We start from the raw sequence: 23,673 nt of genomic DNA, 5'->3' as shown, positions 1-23,673 counted from the left end.
TATCCGCTTTAGCGGGTGATGAAGGTCAGGAGTCGTCGCCCAGCGGATGCAGGTCGCGCACCAGCGACTTCAGCCGCTCTTCCAGTACATGCGTATAGATCTGCGTCGTCGAGATGTCGGCATGGCCGAGCAGGGTCTGCACGATGCGCAGGTCGGCGCCATTGTGCAGCAGATGGCTGGCGAAGGCATGACGCAGCACATGCGGCGATAGCTGCGCCGGCGAGATGCCGCAGGCCGCGCCCAGCGCTTTCAGCTCGCGCGCGAAATGCTGCCGCGTGATGTGGCCCTGTTCGCCGAACGACGGAAACAGCCACTTCGAGCTTGCTTCCTTGCCGGCCTCGCTGCGCAGCGCGAGATACTCCGCCATGGCGCGCTTGGCCGCGGCGTTCAGCGGCACCAGTCGCTCCTTGTTGCCCTTGCCGCGTACGACCAGCATCTGTTGTTGCGGCCGCGCGGCGGAGGCGGGCAGGGCGACGAGTTCGGAAACGCGCAGGCCGGTCGCGTAGACGACTTCGAGCAGACACAACAGCCGCGCCGCGCGCAGCCGGGCCGGCTTCGGTTGCTCGGCATTCTCGGCATTGGCGCGCGCCTGCGTTAGCATTGTATCGACGTCGGCGATGGAGAGGACCTTCGGCAGCGTCTTGCCGCGCTTGGGACCTTCCAGCACCGCGGCCGGATCGTCGCCGCGTTTTCCTTCGGCATAAAGGAAACGATAGAGCTGCCGCGTTGCCGACAGCCGCCGTGCCAGCGAGGATGCAGCAAAGCCGCGGTCGTCGAGGCTCTTGAGGAACCCGCGCAGCGCGTCGGTGTCCGCATTGGCCACCGAGGAACCGGAGGCGCGCAAATAAGACGACAGATCGGCAAGGTCGTTGCGATAGGCCGACAGCGTATTCTCGCCGGCGCCGCGTTCGGCCGCCTGCATGTCGAGAAACAACTCGATCAGGGTGTCGTCGGTCTGGCGCGCTTTGGCCATGTCAATGTCCGGCCTTGGCCCTCGGGCCCAGGCTCACTTCGGCTGCTTGAAGAACTTGTCCTGCGGCACGGTGACGACCATTTCGCGTGGCTGCAGCTTGACGAAATTGGCGAGCGCGAACACGCCGACATAGCCCAGGGCGGCGATCATCCCGACGATGACAAGGAATCGGAACAGGCTCGGCATTGCGCTACCCGGCTCGAATCAAGGTTCTGTCTTAACGCCCTACGACCACGGTTCCCGGCCCAAGGCAACCATAAACCCGGCAGCCCTCCCGCCACCGAGACAGTCGCAGTTGAGCAATAATTGTTATATGGAACCGTTACGCCGGTCCGGAAACCCTATCATGGTTAATACCACCGTCCAGAAAGCCGCCGAAGGCGTGCTCGATCCCGCTCTCCGGGCGGCGATCGTGGCTGCGCTGGGCGTGCGCTCGCTGGTGCTGGTCGGCATGATGGGGGCCGGCAAATCCTCGGTCGGCCGCCGGCTGGCGACCCGGCTGGGGCTGAACTTTATCGATGCCGATACCGAAATCGAAACGGCGGCCGGCATGACCATTCCGGAAATCTTCGCTCTTCATGGCGAACCCTATTTCCGCGCCGGCGAGGCCCGCGTCATCGCCCGCCTGCTCGATCAGGGTCCGCAGGTGCTGGCGACCGGCGGCGGCGCGGTGATGGATCCGCGTACGCGCGATCTCATTCACATCAAGGGCATTTCGATCTGGCTCAAGGCCGATCTCGACATTCTCACCAAGCGCACCAAGAAGCGCGGCACCGGCGACCGCCCGCTGGCCGACCGCCTCAAGGAGCTGTTGCCGCTGCGCGAACCGATCTATGCCATGTCCGACATAACCGTGCAGTCGCGCGACGAGCCGCATGACGTGATCGTCGACGACATCATCGCCGCGCTGCCGAAGCACCTCGAACTCCCGGAGCCGACGCAATGATCGCGCCGCAGCGTCAGCCTGCAACGGAAACCATCGTGCCGGTCGCGCTCGGCGAGCGCGCCTATGACATCGTCATCGGCCGCGATACAATCGAGACGCTCGGTGCGCGCATCAAGGCGCTGCGGCCGGGCGCGCGCGTTGCCATTCTCACGGACGAGAATGTGGCGCGCGCGCATCTCGACAATGTCACCGCCATTCTGACGGCCAGCGGCATCGAAGCGACGCCGATCGTGGTCGCCCCGGGTGAGGGCTCCAAGAGCTACAAGAATTTCGAGACGGTCTGCGAGGCGATCATCGCTGCGCGCATCGAGCGTAACGATCTCGTCGTTGCGCTGGGCGGCGGCGTCATCGGCGATCTTGCGGGCTTTGCGGCGGCCAGCGTGCGGCGCGGCCTCGATTTCGTGCAGGTGCCGACCTCGCTGCTGGCGATGGTCGACTCATCGGTCGGCGGCAAAACCGGCATCAATTCGCGCCACGGCAAGAATCTGATCGGCGCGTTTCACCAGCCCATTCTCGTCATCGCCGATACGGCGGTGCTCGACACGCTGCCGGAGCGCGAGTTCCGCGCCGGCTATGCCGAGGTCGCCAAATACGGTCTGCTCGGCGATGCCGACTTCTTCACCTGGCTGGAGACCAACTGGCGTGATGTTTATGCTGGCGGGGCGGCGCGCGAGCACGCCATTGCCGTGTCGTGCCGCGCCAAGGCGGCCATCGTCGCGCGCGACGAGCGCGAGACCGGCGACCGCGCGCTGCTCAATCTCGGCCACACCTTCGGTCATGCCTTCGAGGCCGGCGCCGGCTACTCCCAGCGCCTGCTGCACGGCGAGGCGGTGGCGCTCGGCTGCGTGCTGGCCTTTGAATTCTCGGAGCGACAGGGTCTGCTCGGCGGCAACAGCGTGTCGCGGGTGCGCGCACACCTTGCCGAGGCCGGCCTGCCGACCAAAATAAACGACGTACAGGGCGGCGTACCGGACGTTGACAGGCTCATGGAGCTGATCGCGCAAGACAAGAAAGTGAAGCGCGGCAAGCTCACCTTCATTCTGGTGCGCGGCGTCGGTCAGGCTTTCGTTGCCAATGACGTCGATCCCGCCGCCATTCGGGCCTTCCTCGCCGAGAAGCGCGGTTCATGAGCGCGACCCTCAATCTGCTGCTGGCGTTTCTGCTGCTCGCTGCCAACGCCTTTTATGTCGCCGCCGAATTCGCGCTGGTGAAGAGCCGCGGCTTCCGCATCGACGCCATGGTCGCTGAAAACCTTTTCGGCGCGCGGCTGGTCAAGCACATCCTCGGCCATATCGAAGCCTATCTCGCCTGCTGTCAGCTCGGCATTACCATGGCCTCGCTCGGCCTCGGCTGGGTCGGCGAGCCGACCGTTGCGGCTCTGCTCACGCCGGTGCTCGAGCCGCTGGGGATGCCCGACAAAGCCGTGCATTTCACGGCCTTTATCGTCGGCTTTCTGTTGTTCTCATCGCTGCACATCGTCATCGGCGAGCAGGTGCCGAAGACCTTGGCGATCCGCGAGCCGGAGCCGGTGTCGCTGTGGGTCGCCTATCCACTCTACATTTCCTTCATCGCATTCTATCCGTTGAACTGGATGCTGAATTCGGTGTCGGCCTGGATCCTGCGCCTGCTTGGCGTCAAGGAAGCCTTGCCGCATGAAGTCCTCAGCGACGTCGAGCTCGAAGGTCTGGTGGCCACCTCGGCCGAGTACGGCAAGCTCGAAGAGGGCCAGGCCGAGTACATCCAGAATGTGTTTCGCGTCGGTGAGCTCGAAGTGTCCGATGTCATGGTTCATCGCACCAACATGATCACGGTGGATGCCGACCAGAAGCCGGAAGATATCGTCAACACGGTGATCGCTTCGCCGGTCACGCGCCTGCCGCTATGGCGCGGCAATCCGGAGAACATTATCGGTATTCTGCATGTGAAGGATCTGTTGCGCGCGCTGCATGCCCTCGAAGGCGATGCCGCCAAGGTCGATATTCCGGCGCTGCTGACGCAGCCGTGGTTCGTGCCGGAGACGCGACCGGTGGCGGAACAGCTCAAGGCGTTCCGCCGGCGCAAGACGCCGTTCGCGCTGGTGGTCGATGAATATGGCGAGGTCGAAGGCCTCGTCACGCTCGAGGATATTCTGGAAGAAATCGTCGGCGACATCACCGACGAGCACGACGTTGCCATACCCGGTGTGCGCCGTCAGCCTGACGGTTCGGTCAATGTCGATGGCGCCGTGCCGATCCGCGATCTCAATCGTTTCATGGGCTGGGACCTGCCGGACGAGGAGGCGACCACCATCGCCGGTCTCGTCATCCATGAAGCGCGAGCGATCCCGGAGGTCGGGCAGACCTTCACCTTCCACGGCTTCCGCTTCAGGGTGCTGCGCCGCGCGCGTAACCGCATCACGGCGCTGCGCATCCAGCCGCTGCCAAGGGCGTCTGCCGGCGCAAAAGAGAAATAGCGGCCGCGCGCTCTACTGCGCTTCCCCCGGCGCCTGGGCGTGAATGGCGAGCGCGTGGACGCCGCCTTTTAACTCATCCGAAAGGATGGAATTGATCAGGCGGTGCCGGTCGACACGGGTCTTGCCGGCGAAGGCCGGAGCCACGATATACACCCTGAAATGCGTCTCGCCGCCCGGGCGATGGCCGGCATGGCCTTCGTGCTGGTGAGATTCATCCACCACTTTCAGGCTGTCCGGAACCAGGGCTTCGGTCAGCTTTTTCGCAATCAGGTCTGCAGTGTTCATATGACGCAGTTAGGAAACTGCGTGGCCTCGGTCAATGCCGTCGAATCGACCGTGCCATGTCCCTGTCAAGACTTGCGGGCATTGTTGGAATAAGCGCATAACGTCCGGTCATGAAAAACCCGTCTTCGATTTTTGACAGCATTCGCGTCAAGCCGGACAAGGATCGTCGTCTCAAGAACGACGGTCCTGCTTGTCAGTGGCCCGGTTGCAAGGAAAAGGCGACCAACAAGGCGCCGAAAGGACCGAACTCGTCCGGCTATTGGCAGTACTGCCTCAAGCACGCCCGCGATTATAACCAGAACTACAATTTCTTCGCCGGCATGGCCGACGATGCCGTGCTCGCCTATCAGAAGGACGCGCTTACCGGCCATCGTCCGACCTGGAAAATGGGCACCGGCAAGAAAACCCGCGCCAAGCCCGGTCTCGGCGCGCTCGGCGGCGAGGGCGATCCCTTTGGCCTGTTTGGCGACGGCGCGCGCGCGGAACAGAAAGCCAAGGTCGAGACTCGCGTCATCCGCAATGCCGAGCGCAAGGCTTTCGAGGCGTTGAGTCTCGAAGTCAGCGCCACACCGGCCCAGGTGTCGGCCCGCTACAAGGACCTGGTGAAGCGCCACCATCCCGACGCCAATGGCGGCGACCGTTCGACCGAGGATCGCCTGATTGAAATCATTCAGGCCTACAAATATCTCAAGTCGGTCGGTATGGGCTGAGGCCCGTCCGGATTTCCCGTCTAAAGAGCTGAAATCATTTGGCATTTGCGCTATGCCCGGGGAGCGCTTTCGCTACCGGGCGGCTTTCTGGTAGCGTGAGCCGTCACAATCCCGAAATAGCCTCATCCCGGCGAGATAGTGCGGCCCCGCGCCGTTCCGGGGCCACGGAGAAGCAATGGCTACCGCAGTTCAAGAATCCCCCAAGCTGCCCGACCTGAAGGTCTCGGTGCGGCAGCTCTTCGGCATCGACAGCGACATGGAGGTCCCGGCCTATTCCGAGACGGACGACCACGTCCCCGATGTCGACCCGGACTACCGTTTCGACCGTCCGACCACGCTTGCCATTCTCGCCGGTTTTTCCAGGAACCGCCGCGTCATCGTCACCGGCTATCACGGCACCGGCAAATCGACCCATATCGAGCAGGTCGCGGCGCGACTGAACTGGCCGATGGTGCGCGTCAACCTCGACAGCCACATCAGCCGTATCGATCTGATCGGCAAGGATGCCATCGTCCTCAAGGACGGCCAGCAGGTCACCGAATTCCGCGATGGCATTCTTCCCTGGGCCTACCAGAACAACGTGGCGCTGTGCTTTGACGAATATGACGCCGGCCGTCCGGACGTGATGTTCGTCATTCAGCGCGTGCTGGAATCCTCCGGCCGCCTGACGCTGCTCGACCAGAGCCGCGTGATCAAGCCGCATCCGGCGTTCAGGTTGTTCGCCACCGCGAACACCATCGGACTTGGCGATACGTCGGGCCTCTATCACGGCACGCAGCAGATCAACCAGGCGCAGATGGACCGCTGGAATCTGGTGACGACGCTGAACTATCTGCCGCATGACAACGAAGTCGAGATCGTGCTGGCCAAGGCCAAGCACTATCAGAACGAGAAGGGCCGCGACATCGTCAGCAAGATGGTGCGCGTCGCCGACCTGACGCGCAACGCCTTCATGAACGGCGATCTATCCACCGTCATGAGCCCGCGCACGGTGATCACCTGGGCGGAAAACGCCGACATCTTCAAGGACGTCGGCTTCGCATTCCGGCTCACCTTCCTCAACAAGTGCGACGAACTCGAGCGTCCGATCGTTGCCGAGTTCTATCAGCGCTGCTTCGGCATCGAGTTGCCCGAAAGCTCGGTCAACGTGGCGTTGTCGTAATCTGTCATTCCGGGGCGCGAGCGAAGCTCGCGAGCCCGGAATCCAGATCGATACTCAGGAGCAAGTTTCTGGATTCCGGGTTCGCGCTTTCAGCGCGCCCCGGAATGACGAAAGTGAACATGGCCTCCAACATCAAGTCCAAACCGCCCGCCAAGGAATCGCCCACCGAGCCGTTCAAGCGCTCGGTGGCGAGTGCGCTGCGTGCCATCGCGCGCAAGCCGGACCTGGAAATTACCTACGCCGCCGAACGCCCCGGTCTCCTCGGTGGCAAGGCGCGACTGCCCGAGCCGGCGCGCAAGCTGACGCGCGCCGAGGCCGCGATCGTGCGCGGCAATGCCGATTCCATCGCGCTCAAACTTGCCTGTCATGACGCGGCCATCCATCGCCGCGGCCTGCCCGAAGGCCAGCAGGCGCGCGCCGTGTTCGAGGCGGTCGAGCAGGCCCGCGTCGAATCGATCGGCGCCCGGCGCATGACCGGCGTGGCGCAGAACATCACCGCCATGCTCGACGACCGCTACACCCGCGGCAAGTTCGAGCAGGTGTCCCAGCGTGCCGATGCGCCGATCGAAGAAGCCCTTGCGCTGATGGTGCGCGAGCGCCTCACCGGCCTTGCGCCGCCCGCCGCGGCCAAAAATCTCGTCGAGCTGTGGCGGCCGCTGATCGAGGAGCGTGCCGGCGAAGACCTCGACCGTCTCGAAGACATCATCGAGGACCAGCGTCAGTTCTCCGATGTCGTCCACGACCTGCTCGACGCGCTCGAAATGGGCGAGGACCGTTCCTCCGACAACGAGGAAGACGACGACGAAGGCGAGGAAGAGCAGAAGAATCAGGAATCCGGCGACGACGGCGACGCGGCCGATTCCGACGACCAGCAGAGCATGTCGTCGGATGACACGCAGATGTCGACCGAGGACATGCCGGACGACGCCGCGGAGGCGGCCGAGTCGCCGACCGCCGACATGGCCGACGACAGCGAACTCGGCGACACCGAAACGCCGGGCGAGCCGCAACGGCCGCGCCAGCACGGCCAGAACGAGCCGCGCGGGCCGGACTATCGCGCCTTCACCATGAAATTCGACGAAACCATCGCCGCAGAAGATCTCTGCGAGCCGGAGGAGCTCGATCGTCTCCGGGGCTATCTCGACAAGCAGCTCTCGGCGCTGCAGGGCGTCGTGGCGCGGCTGGCCAACCGGCTGCAGCGCCGTTTGATGGCGCAGCAGAACCGTTCCTGGGATTTCGACCTCGAGGAAGGCATCCTCGATCCGGCGCGCCTGACGCGCGTCATCATCGACCCGATGCATGCGCTGTCCTTCAAATGGGAGAAGGACACCGAATTCCGCGACACCGTGGTGACGCTGCTGCTCGACAATTCGGGTTCGATGCGCGGCCGTCCGATCACGGTGGCCGCCACCTGTGCCGACATTCTCGCGCGCACCTTGGAGCGCTGCGGCGTCAAGGTCGAGATTCTCGGCTTTACGACGCGCGCCTGGAAGGGCGGGCAGTCGCGCGAGCATTGGCTCGGTGCCGGCAAGCCGGCCAATCCCGGCCGTCTCAACGATCTGCGCCACATCATTTACAAATCGGCCGACGCGCCGTGGCGGCGCGCGCGCAAAAATCTCGGCCTGATGATGCGCGAAGGCCTGCTCAAGGAAAACATCGACGGCGAGGCGCTCGATTGGGCGCACAAACGCCTCTTGGCACGGCCCGAGCAGCGCAAGATCCTGATGATGATCTCGGACGGCGCGCCGGTCGATGATTCAACTCTGTCAGTCAATCCCGGCAATTATCTCGAACGTCATCTGCGCTGGATCATCGAAGAGATCGAGACCCGCTCGCCGGTTGAACTGATTGCCATCGGCATCGGCCATGACGTCACGCGCTATTATCGCCGCGCCGTCACCATTGTTGATGCGGAAGAGCTCGGCGGCGCGATGACCGAGAAGCTGGCCGAGCTGTTTGCCGAAGGCAACACGGCGGCGCCGGAGCCGCGCGTCCGCCGCCCGCGCAAGCGGGTGGCTTGAAGTTTCCAGTTCGTAACGTATCGGCATAATTCCGTTCGTCCCCGTGCAAGCGGGAACGAACGCAGAGTGGATCGGCGCAAATGCGATATGTTAGCCGTCGCACCGTTGTCGTCTCGGCGGTTCTGATCGCACTCGCCGCCGCCGTCGGCACGTTCGCGGTGGCGCAGAATTTGCGTTTCGCGCCGTCGCCGGAGACGATCGAGGTCCGCGCGCTTCCGATCACTTCATTTGACAATCGCGATCCGGCGCGCGTTCGCTTCGGCGCGCTTGAGTTTCGCGGCGGCCTTGAATTGACGTCGAGTTTCTCTGCTTTTGGCGGCATTTCCGGTTTGCTGATGCCGGACCATGACCACTTGCTCGCGATTACCGACAACGGCTCGTGGCTGAAAGCTCGTCTTGTTTACAATGATGGCCGCCTCGTCAATCTCGCCGATGCCGAAATGGCGCCGCTACTCGGCGCCGACGGCAAGCCGCTTGCCGGTCGGCGCGCCTACGATGCGGAATCGATCGCGCGCCTTGGCGATAGTGTTTACGTCGGTATCGAACGTGTCGATCGGATCGTGCAATTCGCTTACAATAGTCACGGCTTCGCGGCGCGCGGCGAGGACATCCGCGTGCCGAACGACTTCAACAGCTTCGCCAAAAATGCCAGCCTTGAATGTCTGACCGCGCCGCCGCCCGGCCAACCGCATGCCGGCAAGCTCGTCGTGGTCACCGAGCGCAGCCTCGATGCCGCCGGCAATCATCGCGCCTTCGTTCTCGACCCTGCCGCGAAAGATGGCGATGCCGGCGTGCTGCGCTTCACCGTTGCCCGCAGCGATGATTTCGATGTCACGGACTGCACGATCCTGCCGCCCGGGGATGTTTTGCTCCTGGAGCGGCGCTTTTCGCCATTGCGCGGCGTGGCGATGCGCATGCGCCGGGTGTCTCTCGCGGCCATCAAGGATGGCGCGCTGGTCGACGGGCCGGTGCTGATCGAGGCCGATCTCGGATATCAGATCGACAATATGGAAGGCCTTGCCGTCACGAAGAACACCGCCGGCGAGACCATTGTCACGATCGTTTCCGACGACAATTTTTCGCCGGTCCAGCGTAATCTCATCCTGCAATTCGCACTGATCGAGTAACGGCGGCGATTGCCCGCGCGTCAGGGCGCTTCGTCGATCATCCGGCAGACGCGATCGATCAGCGTATCGATCTCGAACGGCTTGGCGATCAGTTCCATGCCGGCTTCGAGCGAACCGGCGCCGACCTTGGCATTGTGGGCATAGGCGGTCATGAACAGCACACGCAGGTTCGGGCGTAATACGCGAGCCGCATCGGCCAGTTGCCGGCCGTTGAGCCCGCCCGGCAATCCGACATCCGACACCAGCAGATCGATGCGCGCAGAACCCTGCAGGAATTTCAGGCCGGTCGCGCCGTCGCCGGCCTCGAGAATTCTGTAGCCGGCATCGCGCAAGGCATCGACCACGATCGCCCGCACGGCGGCCTCGTCCTCGACGACGAGGATGGTCCCGTTTCGATCGGTACGGTTGACCGGGTTCTCGATATCGGCGCGGTCGTTTTTCCGTTGGGCCGCTTCACTTCTCGGGAGATAAAGGCGAACGGTCGTGCCTTTGCCTTCTTCGCTGTTGAGATCGATGAATCCGCCGGATTGCCGGACAAATCCATAGATCATCGACAGGCCAAGGCCGGTACCCTGGCCCATTGGCTTGGTCGTGAAGAACGGCTCGAACGCCTTTTCTCTGACATCCGCCGTCATGCCGTGACCGGTGTCGGCAACCGAGATCATCACGAAGTCGCCGGCCGCAGGAATGCGCGAACGTGCGGCGTCTTCGGCATCCACATGGATGTTGGCCGTCCTGATCGTCAGTCGACCACCCTGCGGCATCGCATCGCGCGCGTTGATGGCCAGATTGAGCACGGCGCTTTCCAGTTGGTTGGCGTCGCATTTGGCGAACCAGAGATTGGGTCCGACTTCAAAATCGAGTTCGATCGACTCGCCGATCGAGCGGCGAATGAGCTCGGCCATGTCGTCGACGAGGCCGTTGACATCGATGGTTTTCGAATCGAGCGGTTGCCGCCGGGAGAAAGCGAGCAGCCGTTGCGTCAGCGCTGCCGCTCGATGCGCCGCCGCCGATGCTGCGGTGACATAGCGGTCGGCATCCACGGTGCGGCCTTCGCCTGCGCGTCGCTTCATCATCTCGAGCGAGCCGATGATGCCGGTCAGCAGGTTGTTGAAATCGTGCGCAATGCCGCCGGTCAGTTGGCCGACGGCTTCCATCTTTTGCGCCTGTCGCAAGGCTGCTTCCGTGGCCGCAAGCGCTGCGGCGTTATCCTTCTGCTCGGTGATGTCACGGCCATAGCTGTAAACCAGGTCTTGCTCGGTCGACGTATGCCAGGAGAACCAGCGCGTCTTGCCGTCAGAACCGACAAGCCGGTTCTCAAAGGCCGTGAGGTCGGCGTTACGGGTGGCGCGCTCGAAAGCCTCGGTCGTTGAGGTTAAATCGTCCGCAAATACGAAGTCGCGCAAATGGCGGCCGACGACGATGTCAGCCGCATGGCCGAGAATACGCGTCCAGGCCGGGCTGACCGATCTGAGAATCCCGTCGGCCCCGATGACCACCAGTAGGTCGCGCGAATAAGACCAGATGCGGTCGGCACGCCGCCGCTCCGATTGCAGCACGTCGATATTGGCCAGCGCGCCGCCGATCTGGCCTGCCACCAGCCGTGCGATGTCCATGATGTGCGGATCGTCGGGGCGATGCGGATTGAGGCCGAGCACCAGCGAGCCGAAAACCCGCCGGCCGCCTGCGCCCGGAATGGGGACGACGAGCGCCTCCGCCGGCGGCCGTTTCCATGCGCCGGTTGGCCAGTCCATCGCGGCGGACAAAGGCAGCTTGCGTATATCGGACGACGCGGCTTGCTCAAGCGGCCACGGGTGATCGATCAGCCGGCCGGCATCCGCGCTCCAGGCGCGCGCTTCGTTCTCCAGGTAAAGCAGCGCGAACGGAAAATCGCGGCGATTGAAATTGAGAACCGAGAAGGCCGCCTCGATCACCGACTGCTGATCGATATTACCGACCATTCTCATGCCGAGCTGTCGCAGCATGTCGATGCGCCGTTCGCTGATGACGCGTTCGGTGTCTTCGCTGACGACGCACAGCAGGCCTTCAACCGCGCCGCCGGTGCCATAGAGCGGACTGTAGGAGAAGCTGTGATAGGTCTCTTCCGGATAGCCGCTGCGTTCGAGCAGCAACAGCAGCGCCTTGTTCCAGGTCGCTTCGCCGTCGCGCACCCGTGCGACCTGATCGGCGACGTCGTCATAGACCTCCGCCCACACCTGCTTGAACGGCTTGCCCAGCATTGAGGGATGCTTGAGCCCGAGCGTCGGGATGTAGGCGTCGTTATAAAAGAACGAGAGATCGGGCCCCCATCCGAGCCACATCTCGAAGCGGGACGTCAGCAGCATCTTGAGCGGGATTTTCAGGGCGTCGGGCCAGCCGGCCGGGTCGCCCAACGGCGTGCTCTTCCAGTCCCGCTGGCGCATGAGACCGGCCATCTCGCTGTCGCCCGGGAAAATCTCGGCGAGGCTGTCCGCGGTTGTGGCCATGAGGTTCTGGGCTGGATGGCTTGAATTTCCACAACGCCAGCCGAAGCCGTAAAGTTCCGCGTCGCTCGGAAAGCGGCGCCGCGAACCGAAAACAAAAACGCCGCCCGAAAGGGGCGGCGTTTCAAAACGGGATTTCAGTAGAACGCAGCGCGTCAGCTCAGCTGGCTTTGGCGGCGGCTTCGCTTTTCTTCACGATCTGGCGCTTGAGCACGAGCATCTTCGGCGCCAGGTCGGCGTCCTTGGCCTTGAGCAAGAAGGCGTCGAAGCCACCGCGATGATCGACGGTGCGCAGCGCGTTGGTCGAGATGCGGGCGCGCACGGTGCGGCCGAGAATCTCCGAGGTCAGCGAGACGCTCTGGAGGTTCGGCATGAAGCGCCGCTTGGTCTTGATATTCGAGTGGCTCACTTTGTGGCCGACGAGCGGCTTCTTGCCGGTCAGATCGCAACGCCAGGACATGGCAGCATCCTTCGCAAATGATGCGTCGCTTGAAAAAAAGCGCCGCGGAATTGTGGTCGCCCTGCAAAACGCCGGCCTGCACGTGCTTGATGGCTCGCGCCGGTCCGTTCCGTCAATGTGGGCTTGGACGGCAGGACGTATAAAGACGTGCGGCTTGGGCGTCAAGTTGGGGATTTGGCCACGGTTTACGACACTTTCCGGGCCTTTTGGCGGCCGACTGGCGTAAATTCCCGGCGGCACGACCCGTACCAAACATTCGTCGCAATGCGCGCCGACCAATAGCCCGATCAGGAGGAAGTATCTGGTGCTGGACGTCGGGCAAATACGGCAATGGATGGTGCTGGCGGCGCCTGTGGCGGCGTTGTGTGCAGTGCTGGTGTCCGGCCAGGCCGGCGCGCAGGCGCGGCTCGATGCCCGCTATACGGCCTCGCTGGCCGGCCTGCCGATCGGCGAGGGCGGCTGGACCATCGTGATCGGCGAGACCGAATATTCCGCGACGGCGACCGGCACGACGACCGGCCTGATGAAGGCCTTTACCGGCGGCCACGGTCAGACCGTGACCCAGGGCACCCTGCAGGCCGGCAAGCCGGCTGTCGCCAGCTATGTGGCCAGCATCCAGTCCTACAAAAAAGGCAATGAAATCCGCCTCAAAGTGGATGCCGGCACGGTCAAGGAGCTGAAACTCAACCCCCCCGCGGAAACCGAGCCGGAGCGCGTTCCGGTGACCGACGCCAGCAAGAGCGGCGTGCTCGATCCGATGACGGCGACCCTGGTGCGGATGCCGGCGAGCGGCGAGCTGATGTCGGCGGAGGCCTGCCAGCGCAAACTGCCGGTGTTCGATGGCCGCCTGCGCTATGATCTCAATCTGGCTTTCAAGCGCATGGGTGAGGTCAAGGCCGCCAAGGGCTATGCCGGGCCGGTGGTGGTGTGCAGCGTCTATTTTACCCCGGTGGCCGGCTATATCCCGACCCGCGCCGCGATCAAATATCTCCAGGAACAGCGCAATATCGAGATCTGGCTGGCGCCGATTGGCGGCACCCGGGTTTTGGTGCCGATCCGGATCGAGGGGCCAACCCCGGTCGGCCGCGCCGTGCTGGAAGCCGATGAGTTCGTGGTGACCGCGCTGCCGCCAACCGAGCGGGCTTCGGCGCGGCCGAAGGACAAATCGACCAAGGCCGCGCAGACCGAGACCAAGACGACGCCGTGAGACGCGTTCCGGTCATGCGGAATCCGTCTTGACTCTGGGTCTCGATGCCGACTCGCATGCGCGTTAATGATTGCCAGGCCAAAAAGCCCAATGAATCTGTTCCTCGCCACAGCATCTGGTGGCGTGTGCTGAATCTCTTCCCACATATCGCCGTGAACGAATCCGAAGTGGCAGCGAGTCACTGATTCGCCCCTGCTTCGTTCCAGACTCGTTCCAGCCTTTAAGATATGGGCTTTTCGGCTGTCGCAAAGTGGCACAGCGCCGCTGTCGCATCCCCTTTGGATCTGCAGCAAATAGAGACAGGCACTTCGCGTCGTTAAGATTTGATCCGTTTTATCGCTCTGGCCGAGATGGATCGTGAACCCTATCTAGTAGGACGCCGGCTTGTGCGTGCGAGATGTTGCCGTGAACGAACCCGCATTCGACCGTTTTCAGCGATTCGCGCGCGGTTCGTTCGGGGGTTGTTCCAAGTCTTAACGACGGCGGCTTTTGCGCAGCCACGAGCGTTGCTGGTGCATGCAATGTGCTAGACGAACCTGACGCCATCCCCGGCCATCGGGGTGGCGTGTTTGGATAGGTAATGACGATCTCTTTTTCTCCGCAGGCCCAACGCCAGCCGCGCGCGCGCGGCGCCGGCGTGACGGCGGTTCTCGGCCCTACCAATACCGGCAAGACCCATCTCGCCATCGAGCGGATGCTTGCGCATTCGTCGGGCATGATCGGCTTGCCGCTGCGGCTTCTGGCCCGCGAGGTTTACAACAAAGTCGTTGCCCGGGCCGGTGAGGGCGCCGTTGCGCTCATCACTGGCGAGGAGAAGATCAAGCCGCCGAAGGCGCGCTACTGGGTCTCCACCGTCGAGGCCATGCCGCGCGATCTCGATGTCGCCTTCCTTGCCGTCGATGAAATCCAGCTCGGGGCCGATTTCGAGCGCGGCCATGTCTTCACCGACCGCATCCTCAACATGCGCGCGCGCGAAGAAACACTCATTCTCGGCGCGGCGACCATGCGCGGCATCGTGGAAAGGCTGCTGCCCGGCGCCAACATTGTGTCGCGGCCACGGCTGTCGATGCTCACTTATTCGGGGGAGAAAAAGATCACCCGGCTGCCGTCGCGCTCGGCCATCGTCGCGTTTTCCGCGGCGGAAGTTTACGCCATCGCCGAACTGATCCGCCGCCAGCGGGGCGGCGCGGCTGTCGTTCTGGGCGCACTTTCGCCACGCACGCGGAACGCGCAAGTGGCGATGTACCAATCGGGCGATGTGGATTATCTGGTCGCCACCGATGCGATCGGCATGGGTCTCAATCTCGACGTCGATCACGTCGCATTTGCTTCGGACCGTAAATTCGACGGTTACCAGTTCCGCAAACTCAACCCGTCCGAACTTGGCCAGATCGCCGGCCGGGCCGGCCGCGCCACCCGCGACGGCACTTTCGGCACGACCGGCCGATGCGATCCGTTCGACCAGGAACTGGTGCATGCGCTGGAAAGTCACACCTTCGAGCCGGTGCGGATGCTGCAATGGCGGAATTCCGCGCTCGATTTCGCCTCGATCGGCGCGCTGCAGGCATCGCTGTCGATGCCGCCGCAGGAACAGGGCCTGACGCGCGCGCCCACGGGCGAAGATATTCTGGTGCTGGATCACGCCGGTCGTGACGACGACGTAAAGGCGCTGGCGCGCGGTGCGCCGGCGGTTGCACGGCTCTGGGACGTCTGTCAGGTACCGGACTATCGCAAGATCGCGCCGGCGACCCACGCCGAATTGGCCGTAACCCTCTATGGTTTCTTGATGCGAGAGGGTAACATCCCTACAGATTGGTTCGCCCGTCAGCTCGCTCTGGCTGATCGGACCGATGGCGACATCGACACCCTCTCCAACCGGATCGCGCATGTCAGGACCTGGACTTACGTTGCCAATCGCCCGGATTGGCTTGCCGACCCGGAACATTGGCAGGGTGTCACCCGTGCGATCGAAGACAAGTTGTCGGACGCTTTGCACGAGCGTCTGGCGGAACGCTTCGTGGACCGCCGCACCAGCGTCTTGATGCGGAGGCTGCGAGAGAACGCGATGCTCGAAACACAAATCGGAAAAACCGGCGAAGTCACCGTGGAGGGCCATGTCATTGGTCGCCTCGACGGGTTCATGTTTGCGCCCGACGCTTCGGCCGCAGGCTCGGAAGCCAAGGCGCTCAATGCCGCTGCGCAGAAAGTGCTCGCCGGCGAGATCGAAGCGCGCGCCACCAAGCTGTCGCAAGCATCCAGCGATCAGATCGTGCTCGCCAATGACGGCGTACTGCGCTGGACCGGCGAACTGGTCGGCAAGCTCGTGGCCGGCGACGATACGCTGCGCCCGCGCGTGCGCATCATCGCCGATGAGCATCTGACGGGCCCGGCCCGCGAACTGGTGCAGAACCGTCTCGACCTCTGGATCCGCAACCACATCGAAAAGCTGCTCGCGCCGCTGTTCTCGCTCTCGGCCGCGGAGGATGTCACCGGCGTCGCGCGTGGCATTGCCTTCCAGCTTGTCGAGGCGCTCGGCGTCCTCGAGCGGCAGAAGGTTGCGGAGGAGGTGAAGGGCCTCGACCAGCCCTCGCGCGCCACCTTGCGCAAATACGGCGTGCGCTTCGGCGCCTACCACATCTATCTGCCGCTGCTGCTGAAGCCCGCGCCGCGCTCGCTCGCGACGCAGCTCTGGGCGTTGAAGCATGAAGCGCCGGACGCCAAGGGCGTCACCGAGTTGTTGCATCTGGCTGCCTCCGGCCGCACCTCGATTCCGCTCGACAAGGACACGCCGAAGGCCCTGTACCGGACCTCCGGCTATCGCATCTGCGGCGAGCGCGCCGTGCGCGTCGATATCCTGGAGCGGCTGGCCGATCTGATCCGCCCCGCGCTGGCCTGGCGTGAGGGCATGACGCCGAAGCCTGACGGCGCTTTCGATGGCCGCGGTTTTGTTATTACCGGCGCGATGACATCGCTCACCGGTGCGTCGGGCGAGGACTTCGCTTCGATATTGCGCTCGCTCGGCTACCGCATGGACCGCAAGCCGAAACCGCCGGAAGCCAAACCGGCGGAGGCTGCGAGCGACGCTGTAACTATCGCGCCGGAAGGGGCGAGCGAAGCTCCCGCCGAACCGGTGGCAGAAGCGGCAGCGGAGACCGTTTCCGAAATCGCCCCTGCGGCCGAAGTGTCGTCATTGTCGTTGCTGCCGGAGGCCGAACTGCTGCCGCCGCAACCGGAGCCGGTCAGTGAGCCGGTTGCAGCCGCTGCGCCGGAAATTGGCGTTGAGGCGACGACGATTGTCGAAGCCGCCGAAGCCGCGCCGCCGGTAGCGGGTGATGGCTTGACGGCGCCTGAAGGCGATGCGCCCGCTGCCGAGACGAAAGCCGAACCTGAAACCGTCGAAGTCTGGCGTCCGGGTGGTCATGGCGGCGGCGAACGCCGTCAGCACCAGCGTCCGCGCCGTGGCCAGCGTCCGCCGCAGGCGGCCGCTGCCGGGACTGAAGGCGCAGCCGCGCCTGATGCCGCCGCTGCGACCGCGCCGGCCGATGCAGGCGGCGTGCGTTACAACGAACAACGGCGCGAGCGTGAGCCGCGTCCGGGTCCGGACCGCAATGAACGCCGCCAGCGCATGGAGCGGCAGTCCCAGGGGTTTGGCAAAGGCAATAACAAAGGGCCTGACAAGCGAGACGGCGGCGACAAGTCGCGCCCGCCGCGCCGCCGCGAACGCGATCAGGTTGAGCGCGCCGATCGGGACAAATATTTCGCGCGCCCGGGTGGCTCCGGCGGCCGCGACAAGGCGCCCGATCCGAACTCGCCGTTCGCCAAGCTCGCTGCGCTGAAGCAGCAGCTCGAGGGCAAGGACTGATGAGCGACCTTCGCCAAACCTCGCAAGGGCCCGGCGGCGGAGCAGAGAAACAGCGCATCGACAAATGGCTCTGGCATGCGCGCATGGTGCGCACGCGCAGCGACGCGGCCCGGCTGGTCGATGCCGGCCATGCGCGGGTGAATGGCCAGCGCGTCACGGCTCCGGCGCATCTGTTGCGGGCCGGGGATGTCATCACGCTGGCGCTGGATCGGTCGGTGCGGGTGGTCGAGGTGCTCCGCTTTAGCGATCGACGCGGCGCGGCGCGCGATGCAGCAGCGACCTACCGGATGCTGGAAAACAGCGGCGGATACCGCTCCCAAGGGGCTGCTTGAAGTCTATATAGGCTTGCGATACGCAAGCCCCGCGAGCCTCCGCCCGGAGTCGATGAATGACCTACGTCGTCACTGAGAATTGCATCAAGTGTAAGTACATGGACTGCGTCGAAGTATGTCCCGTGGACTGCTTCTACGAGGGTGACAACATGCTCGTCATTCATCCGGACGAGTGTATCGACTGCGGCGTTTGTGAGCCGGAATGCCCGGCCGACGCGATCAAGCCGGATACCGAGCCGGGGCTGGAGAAGTTCCTGGAGCTCAATGCCGAGTACGCCAAGACCTGGCCGAATATCACGGTGAAGCGCGACCCGCCCGCCGACGCCAAGGACTGGGACGGCGTGGCCGACAAGCTCGAGAAGCACTTTTCGCCGAAGCCCGGCGAAGGTGACTGACGGCCGGCCGATCGCCGGCTTTTCAGCCGCGATCCCCGTATCGGGAACCTTGCCCAAGCGCGGGACATTTACCCCGGCGCGTTACCTGTGGCGTTAACCGAACCGCGATTTCGGCCGCTGGGGCGGCCTTATTGCGGTTTTGTAACGTCATAAGGCTTTGATTTTGGCCAAAAATGTGCTATATATAGCGAAATCCCAATGAATATGAACAATCACCGCACACGGATTAGCTCCCTCTGTCCGGGAGCATTATTTTTCGCGGGTTTCCCAAAGTTCCATAGAGGGCGTGCGATCCACGTGTGAGCTGTGGCTGGTAAATCGCGTCAAAAGTCCAAGAAAGGGCCCTCCGGTATGAGCCGGAAGCCGAAAAAATCCGCCGAACCCCGGCGGAAATCGCATGCCGCCCGGGTCACGCCCCGCGCTGCGGCCCCCGCAGACAAAGTGGCCGGCGCCCGTAAGGCCGCCGGTGAAGGAGCAATGCCCGGAATGCCGACTGCCCCCAACAAGAAGACCACCCAGCGCCAAGGCTTCAAGACCAGCGAATTCATCGTCTATCCGGCCCACGGCGTGGGCCAGATCATGGCGATTGAGGAGCAGGAAATCGCCGGTGCCAAGCTGGAACTGTTCGTCATCAATTTCATCAAGGACAAGATGACCCTTCGCGTGCCGACCGCGAAGATCGTCTCCGTCGGCATGCGCAAGCTCGCCGAACCGGCCCTGGTGAAGAAGGCGCTCGAGACCCTCAAGGGCCGCGCTCGCGTCAAGCGCACGATGTGGTCGCGCCGGGCCCAGGAATACGAAGCCAAGATCAACTCGGGCGACATCGTCGCCATCGCCGAGGTGGTTCGGGATCTCTTCCGCTCGGACACCCAGCCGGAGCAGTCCTACTCCGAACGCCAACTCTATGAAGCGGCGCTCGACCGCCTGTCGCGCGAAATCGCGGCCGTGCAGAAGGTGACCGAGACCGAAGCGGTCAAGGAAATCGAAGGCGCGCTCGCCAAGGGTCCGCGCCGCGGTCCCAAGCCCGCCGAAGAGGCTGGCACCGACGACGCGGCCGAGGAAGAAGCGGCCTGAAAGAATGAGGATTGAGGCGGAATGCCTCTGGACCTCTGAGCGCAAAAACAAATTGAAAAGCCCGGCAGCGATGCCGGGCTTTTTGCTGCCCGCTTCGTCGCTGCTATGGGCAACAGTATGCAGTCTCTGCATTTGACTTCGACCGCAAGACGGCAAAAGTTCGGGTGCTCAAAGACTGGAAAGGCAGGGCCATGAACAAGCCCTTGTTCTTTGTCGTGTTGACGCTCGCCATCGAGGCGGCCATCGCAACCGCCTTCGCCGCCGAGACCAAACCCCCGCCGCCGATCCCGCTTGAGGATATTTATACGACGCAGGCGGTGGTGACCGGCAAGGACGAGCGCAACCGGCCGCTCGGCTTTCAGCTTTGTTTTGAAGACGTGCTGGTGAAGGCATCCGGTGATGCGACCATTCTCGGTGCGGATGAGGTGGCGGCAATGGCCGCCAAAGCCGGCAATTACATCGACAGCTTCTCTTATTTCGATCGGCTGTCCGGCCGCGCCATCCACGATGAGCAGGGCAGCTACGACCGGCCTCACTTCCTCACGTGCCACTTCAATCCGGCCAAGATCGATAACGTGTTGGCCTCGCTTGGTCGCAAGACGTGGAAGGGCAAACGCCCGGCGCTGACGATGATCGTCACGGTCAACGGGCGCAAGCGCGACGGCGTGCTGGCGGCCGACGGCGATTTCGATCCGGACATGCGCGAGTCGCTCGACAATGCGGCACGGCGCTACGGCATGAAGGTGGTGCTGCCGGCGTCGGAGCCGCTGCGCGCGGCCGGACTCTCGCCGAAGACGCCGACTAACACGATCCGCGCCAAGGCCGAACGGCTGACGCCGCTTGCCGGGGGCGAGGTGTCGCTGATCGGCGACCTGACGTGGAGCGACAAGGCGACGGGCTGGATCGCGACCTGGCATATCGACGCGCAAGACCGCGCCTTCACATGGTCGGCGCGCGGCATCAATTACGACGAAGCGTTCCGCGTCGCTATCCGCGGCGCGATGCGCGCTTTGTCGGGCAACGGCGCGCCGGTGTCGGAGCTGCCGCGTTGAGCGGGCATCAGCCGCCGAATAAACCGAACAGGGAAAAGCCGGACCGCTCGCGGCGCGCGGGAAGCTCTGCGACGGCCGGTTCGCCCTCGCGAACACGCGCAACATGCGGCGTCTGATGGCGCGCAAGGCTGGACCTCTTCACTTTGGCGTTCAGCTCTGCGGCATATTTGGGATCGGCCAGGATTTCGGGTTTGAGGTGGGACAGCGGCAACGGTGTCGACACCCGATTGCCGATGATGGGTCCCTGGAGCAGCGGATCGAGTGGCTCAGGCGCTGGGTTATCGTATACCTGCGGTGCCACCGCCGCATAGATCGGCACTGCAATGAGGGCCAGAACGCCAAAAATGGCGGCCGCGTAGATCGCAAGCGACCCGCCGAGGCCCTCGCGGGCCACGTCCTTTATGAACTCTTCGCGATCCGACAAATCCATCGTGGCTAACCGCGAACGGCGCCGTCCGTTCCCGGCGGCCGGCACCGCGCCGCGGTGGGCAATACCCACCGGCGCGCGCGGGTGGGCCGCGCGCGGAACTGGTTGCCTCGGGTCCGTGCGCGGGTATGATGCTGGCTAAGACAACAACAATCGTTCAGGGAGACTGCAATGACTGCCATCGGCGGCTATGTTGCGCCGACCGCCAGCTCCGATGAGTTCGGCATCCACTCGCTCGATCAGTTCGTGCTCGCGGTTCCCGACGTGAACGCAGCGGACGATTTCTACACGAATTTCGGGCTGAATATGGTGCGCAAGGGCAATACCTTGCAGCTCAAAACCTTCGGTCATGAGCACGCCTGGGGCTCCGTGATCGAAGGCAAGGCCAAGGCGCTGCATCATTTGTCGTTCGGTTGCTACGCGGAGGACATCGATCGCCTCAAGAAGCGCATCGAAGGCCAAGGCATCAAGCTGATCGATCCGCCGCCGGGCTTCGAGAGCAACGGCTTCTGGTTCCGCAACCACGAAGGCATCCTGATGGAAGTGAAGGTGGCACCGAAAGTGTCGCCGGACCAGAAGGCCGTCAGCGAGTGGAATACGGTTGGGCCGGGTCAGGCTGCCGCGACCACGCGCGCCGCGTCGCCGGCGGTGCGGCCGCGCCGGCTGTCGCATGTGTTGATCTTCACCGCCGACGTGCTCAAGTCGATCGAGTTCTACGAGCGTACGCTCGGCCTGCGCTTGTCGGACCGCGCCTCCGATCTCGTCGCCTTCATGCACGGCATCCATGGCAGCGATCATCATCTGCTGGCGCTGGTGAAGTCGTCTGCACCGGGCTTCCACCACTGCTCGTGGGATGTGTCGTCGATCAACGACATCGGTCTCGGCGCCATGCGCATGCACGACAAGGGCTACCAGAAGGGCTGGGGCCTCGGGCGTCATGTGCTTGGCTCGAACTACTTCCACTACGTCATGGACCCGTGGGGCTCGTTCGCCGAATACTCTTGCGATATCGACTACATCCCGAAGGACGATCGCTGGCCGTCCGCCGACCACAAGCCGGAAGACTCGTTCTATCTGTGGGGTCCGGATGTGCCGCGCGAATTCACGCTCAACCGCGAGGCGGGCGAAGCGTAAGCAAGGGACGCGGTTTGAAACGCAAACGGCCGGGGCAAAACCCCGGCCGTTTTTGCGTTTTGGTGCTCAGGATGAGGCGGAACTCATTCCATCACCAGCTTCACCTTCTCGCCCGGCTTGAGCTTGTCGGTCGCCGAGAAGCCGTTGAGCAGGAGGAAGCGGTTGAGCTTGTGATCGCTCGCCATGCGCTCGGCGAGCTTGTCGATGGTGTCGCCGGGCTTCACGGTGACGATGCGGATGTGCAGCGGCTTCACGCCGGCGCTTTCCTTGAGGCTCATGCGGCGGAAGCTCGAAACCGACTCGCGGAAGGCGCGGTCGTTCTCGGTCGTGAGATTCCGCGCGGCGAAGATGAAGCGATAGACATCGCTGCCGAAGCGCACCGCAAACAGCCGGAACGACCAGCGCTCCCCTTTCGCCGATGCGGTGGCGGCGGGGAAGCCGTTGACGGTGAATTCCTCGGCGCTCGCGGCATCGACATTGTCGATCCAGCCCGATTTGAGATAGTCGCTGAGGCGCTGTTCAGCCGGCACGCTGACGACGTCGAGACGCAACGCCTCGTCGCCACCGTCCTTGAGGCCGAGCACGGCCTGCGCCGTATTGTCGAGCGAGAAGTGATTGGGCGCGACGAAGGTGAAGCCGAGCTTGGGATGCACGAAGCGCCGGCCGCGGGCGAACCCTTCACTCGGGTCCTCGCCATAGACCATGCCGTCGATCGAGGCGAGGTAGGCGTCGCGATCGCGCGCACCATTGCCCGGGCCGCTGAACTGGCGCGCATTGGCCAGTGCGTTCTTGACGCGCTCCGGTGTCGCTGGATGGCTCGACATGAAGTCGGCGACCGTCGGATCGGCGTTCTGGCTCTTGCTGCCGCTTTTGAGATCGGCGTTGCGCTGCATGGCGGTGAGGAAGCGCGCAGCGCCGAAACTGTCGAAGCCGGCGCGCGAGGAAATGCCGACGCCGATGCCGTCGGCCTCAAATTCCTGCGCGCGCGAGAAGCTGGCGAGCGTCAGCCGTGATTTCGCCAGCGCCAGCGCGCCCATATTGGGGTCGCTCAGCACTTCGCTGACCACCTGACTGACGAGTGCCGTCTGGCGGGCCTGCTCTTCCCGGATCGCGGCGTGACGCGCGATCACATGGCCCATCTCATGTGCCAGCACCGAGGCCAGTTCGGCCTTGTCGGCGGCCAGCGCGACCAAGCCGCGTGAGATGTACAGATGGCCGTTCGGCAAAGCGAAGGCGTTGATCGCCGGCGAGTTGAGCATCGTGACCTGATATTTCAGATCCGGCCGTTCGGAGGCCGCCACGAGCTTCGCCACGGTCTGTTCGATTTCGGCCTGCAGCTGCGGATTGTCGTAGATGCCGCCATAGGAAGCGAGGATGCGCGCGTTCTCGCGCACGGTGGCTGGCGCGGGCGCGTCGCGATCGATGGTGCGCGGAATCGGCAGCGAAACCTGACGCGGCGTATCCGGTGACTGCGTACAGCCGGCGAGCACAACAGCGAGCAGCGGCACGGCCAGCCAGGCGTGCCACGGGCGATCCTTCCGCCAACTCCGTTCGCTCAACCTTTTACGCAT

Annotated in this window: 21 protein-coding genes; 14 read left to right on the top strand and 7 right to left on the bottom strand. The window is 63.8% G+C overall.

Features of this window, described 5'->3' with window-relative positions; genetic code table 11:
* Positions 1-25 precede the first annotated feature (25 nt).
* The gene (locus DXH78_RS03900; protein ID WP_115515826.1) at positions 26-973 is read right to left on the bottom strand and encodes a site-specific tyrosine recombinase XerD; all 948 of its coding nucleotides are present in this window, start codon (positions 971-973) and stop codon (positions 26-28) included.
* Positions 974-1,006: 33 nt separating this feature from the next.
* Positions 1,007-1,159: a histidine kinase gene (locus DXH78_RS03895; RefSeq protein ID WP_115515825.1), complete on the bottom strand. Its 153-nt coding sequence runs from the start codon at positions 1,157-1,159 to the stop codon at positions 1,007-1,009.
* Positions 1,160-1,319: 160 nt separating this feature from the next.
* Here DXH78_RS03895 and DXH78_RS03890 point away from each other — a divergent pair, with 160 nt between their 5' ends.
* The 3 genes from DXH78_RS03890 to DXH78_RS03880 are packed head-to-tail and all read left to right on the top strand — an operon-like array spanning position 1,320 to position 4,371.
* Complete coding sequence (locus tag DXH78_RS03890; protein WP_115515824.1) at positions 1,320-1,919, top strand: shikimate kinase; 600 nt, start codon at positions 1,320-1,322, stop codon at positions 1,917-1,919.
* Positions 1,916-3,049, top strand: coding sequence for a 3-dehydroquinate synthase (aroB, locus tag DXH78_RS03885; RefSeq protein ID WP_115515823.1), 1,134 nt, complete (start codon positions 1,916-1,918; stop codon positions 3,047-3,049). The genes DXH78_RS03890 and aroB overlap by 4 nt, the downstream gene beginning before the upstream one ends.
* Positions 3,046-4,371 (top strand): hemolysin family protein, encoded by a 1,326-nt coding sequence (locus tag DXH78_RS03880; RefSeq protein ID WP_115515822.1) that lies wholly within the window; start codon positions 3,046-3,048, stop codon positions 4,369-4,371. The genes aroB and DXH78_RS03880 overlap by 4 nt, the downstream gene beginning before the upstream one ends.
* A 12-nt stretch (positions 4,372-4,383) precedes the next feature.
* On the opposite strand, the gene DXH78_RS03875 is transcribed toward DXH78_RS03880, so the two are convergent.
* Complete coding sequence (locus DXH78_RS03875) at positions 4,384-4,656, bottom strand: BolA family protein (protein ID WP_115515821.1); 273 nt, start codon at positions 4,654-4,656, stop codon at positions 4,384-4,386.
* 110 nt (positions 4,657-4,766) lie between these two features.
* On the opposite strand from DXH78_RS03875, the gene DXH78_RS03870 reads away from it, so the two are divergent.
* The 4 genes from DXH78_RS03870 (at position 4,767) to DXH78_RS03855 (ending at position 9,676) form a co-directional block, all read left to right on the top strand.
* Positions 4,767-5,366 carry a J domain-containing protein gene (locus tag DXH78_RS03870; protein WP_115515820.1) on the top strand — a complete coding sequence of 200 codons (600 nt, stop codon included), beginning with the start codon at positions 4,767-4,769 and terminating at the stop codon, positions 5,364-5,366.
* Between the two features lie 175 nt (positions 5,367-5,541).
* The gene (gene cobS / locus DXH78_RS03865) at positions 5,542-6,528 is read left to right on the top strand and encodes a cobaltochelatase subunit CobS (RefSeq protein WP_115515819.1); all 987 of its coding nucleotides are present in this window, start codon (positions 5,542-5,544) and stop codon (positions 6,526-6,528) included.
* Between the two features lie 104 nt (positions 6,529-6,632).
* Positions 6,633-8,549: a cobaltochelatase subunit CobT gene (gene cobT / locus DXH78_RS03860; RefSeq protein ID WP_245416724.1), complete on the top strand. Its 1,917-nt coding sequence runs from the start codon at positions 6,633-6,635 to the stop codon at positions 8,547-8,549.
* An 80-nt stretch (positions 8,550-8,629) separates the two neighbouring features.
* Positions 8,630-9,676, top strand: coding sequence for an esterase-like activity of phytase family protein (locus DXH78_RS03855; protein WP_115515818.1), 1,047 nt, complete (start codon positions 8,630-8,632; stop codon positions 9,674-9,676).
* 20 nt (positions 9,677-9,696) lie between these two features.
* On the opposite strand, the gene DXH78_RS03850 is transcribed toward DXH78_RS03855, so the two are convergent.
* Together DXH78_RS03850 and rpmB are read right to left on the bottom strand one after the other, a co-directional pair.
* A complete protein-coding gene (locus tag DXH78_RS03850; protein ID WP_168192695.1) occupies positions 9,697-12,162 on the bottom strand; it encodes an ATP-binding protein in 2,466 nt (821 codons plus the stop codon).
* A gap of 157 nt (positions 12,163-12,319) precedes the next feature.
* A complete protein-coding gene (gene rpmB / locus DXH78_RS03845; protein WP_115515817.1) occupies positions 12,320-12,619 on the bottom strand; it encodes a 50S ribosomal protein L28 in 300 nt (99 codons plus the stop codon).
* Positions 12,620-12,923: 304 nt separating this feature from the next.
* Between rpmB and DXH78_RS03840 the strand changes: the two genes are divergently transcribed.
* From DXH78_RS03840 to DXH78_RS03815, 6 genes are all read left to right on the top strand, one after another.
* Positions 12,924-13,826, top strand: a complete 903-nt coding sequence (locus DXH78_RS03840; RefSeq protein ID WP_245416723.1) for a DUF3108 domain-containing protein — start codon at positions 12,924-12,926, stop codon at positions 13,824-13,826.
* A gap of 580 nt (positions 13,827-14,406) precedes the next feature.
* Positions 14,407-17,688, top strand: a complete 3,282-nt coding sequence (locus DXH78_RS03835) for a helicase-related protein (RefSeq protein WP_115515815.1) — start codon at positions 14,407-14,409, stop codon at positions 17,686-17,688.
* A complete protein-coding gene (locus DXH78_RS03830) occupies positions 17,688-18,020 on the top strand; it encodes an RNA-binding S4 domain-containing protein (protein WP_115515814.1) in 333 nt (110 codons plus the stop codon). Before DXH78_RS03835 ends, DXH78_RS03830 begins: the two co-directional genes overlap by 1 nt.
* 56 nt (positions 18,021-18,076) lie before the next feature.
* A complete protein-coding gene (gene fdxA, locus DXH78_RS03825) occupies positions 18,077-18,415 on the top strand; it encodes a ferredoxin FdxA (protein ID WP_115515813.1) in 339 nt (112 codons plus the stop codon).
* A 306-nt stretch (positions 18,416-18,721) separates the two neighbouring features.
* Positions 18,722-19,489, top strand: coding sequence for a CarD family transcriptional regulator (locus DXH78_RS03820; protein WP_430727466.1), 768 nt, complete (start codon positions 18,722-18,724; stop codon positions 19,487-19,489).
* Between the two features lie 191 nt (positions 19,490-19,680).
* Entirely contained in the window at positions 19,681-20,541 is an 861-nt protein-coding gene (locus DXH78_RS03815; protein WP_115515812.1) for a DUF2066 domain-containing protein, read from the top strand.
* A gap of 7 nt (positions 20,542-20,548) precedes the next feature.
* On the opposite strand, the gene DXH78_RS03810 is transcribed toward DXH78_RS03815, so the two are convergent.
* On the bottom strand, positions 20,549-20,971 hold the full coding sequence (locus tag DXH78_RS03810; protein WP_115515811.1) for a hypothetical protein: 423 nt from the start codon (positions 20,969-20,971) through the stop codon (positions 20,549-20,551).
* A 168-nt stretch (positions 20,972-21,139) separates the two neighbouring features.
* Between DXH78_RS03810 and DXH78_RS03805 the strand changes: the two genes are divergently transcribed.
* Positions 21,140-22,102 (top strand): VOC family protein, encoded by a 963-nt coding sequence (locus DXH78_RS03805; RefSeq protein ID WP_115515810.1) that lies wholly within the window; start codon positions 21,140-21,142, stop codon positions 22,100-22,102.
* An 83-nt stretch (positions 22,103-22,185) separates the two neighbouring features.
* Here the strand turns inward: DXH78_RS03805 and DXH78_RS03800 are convergent, their stop codons facing one another.
* Complete coding sequence (locus tag DXH78_RS03800) at positions 22,186-23,673, bottom strand: M48 family metalloprotease (protein WP_115515809.1); 1,488 nt, start codon at positions 23,671-23,673, stop codon at positions 22,186-22,188.

This window comes from Undibacter mobilis (assembly GCF_003367195.1).
Lineage (GTDB): Bacteria > Pseudomonadota > Alphaproteobacteria > Rhizobiales > Xanthobacteraceae > Pseudolabrys > Pseudolabrys mobilis.
The sequence above is the reverse complement of the archived record's forward strand: the minus strand, read 5'-3'. Positions and strand labels throughout refer to the sequence as shown.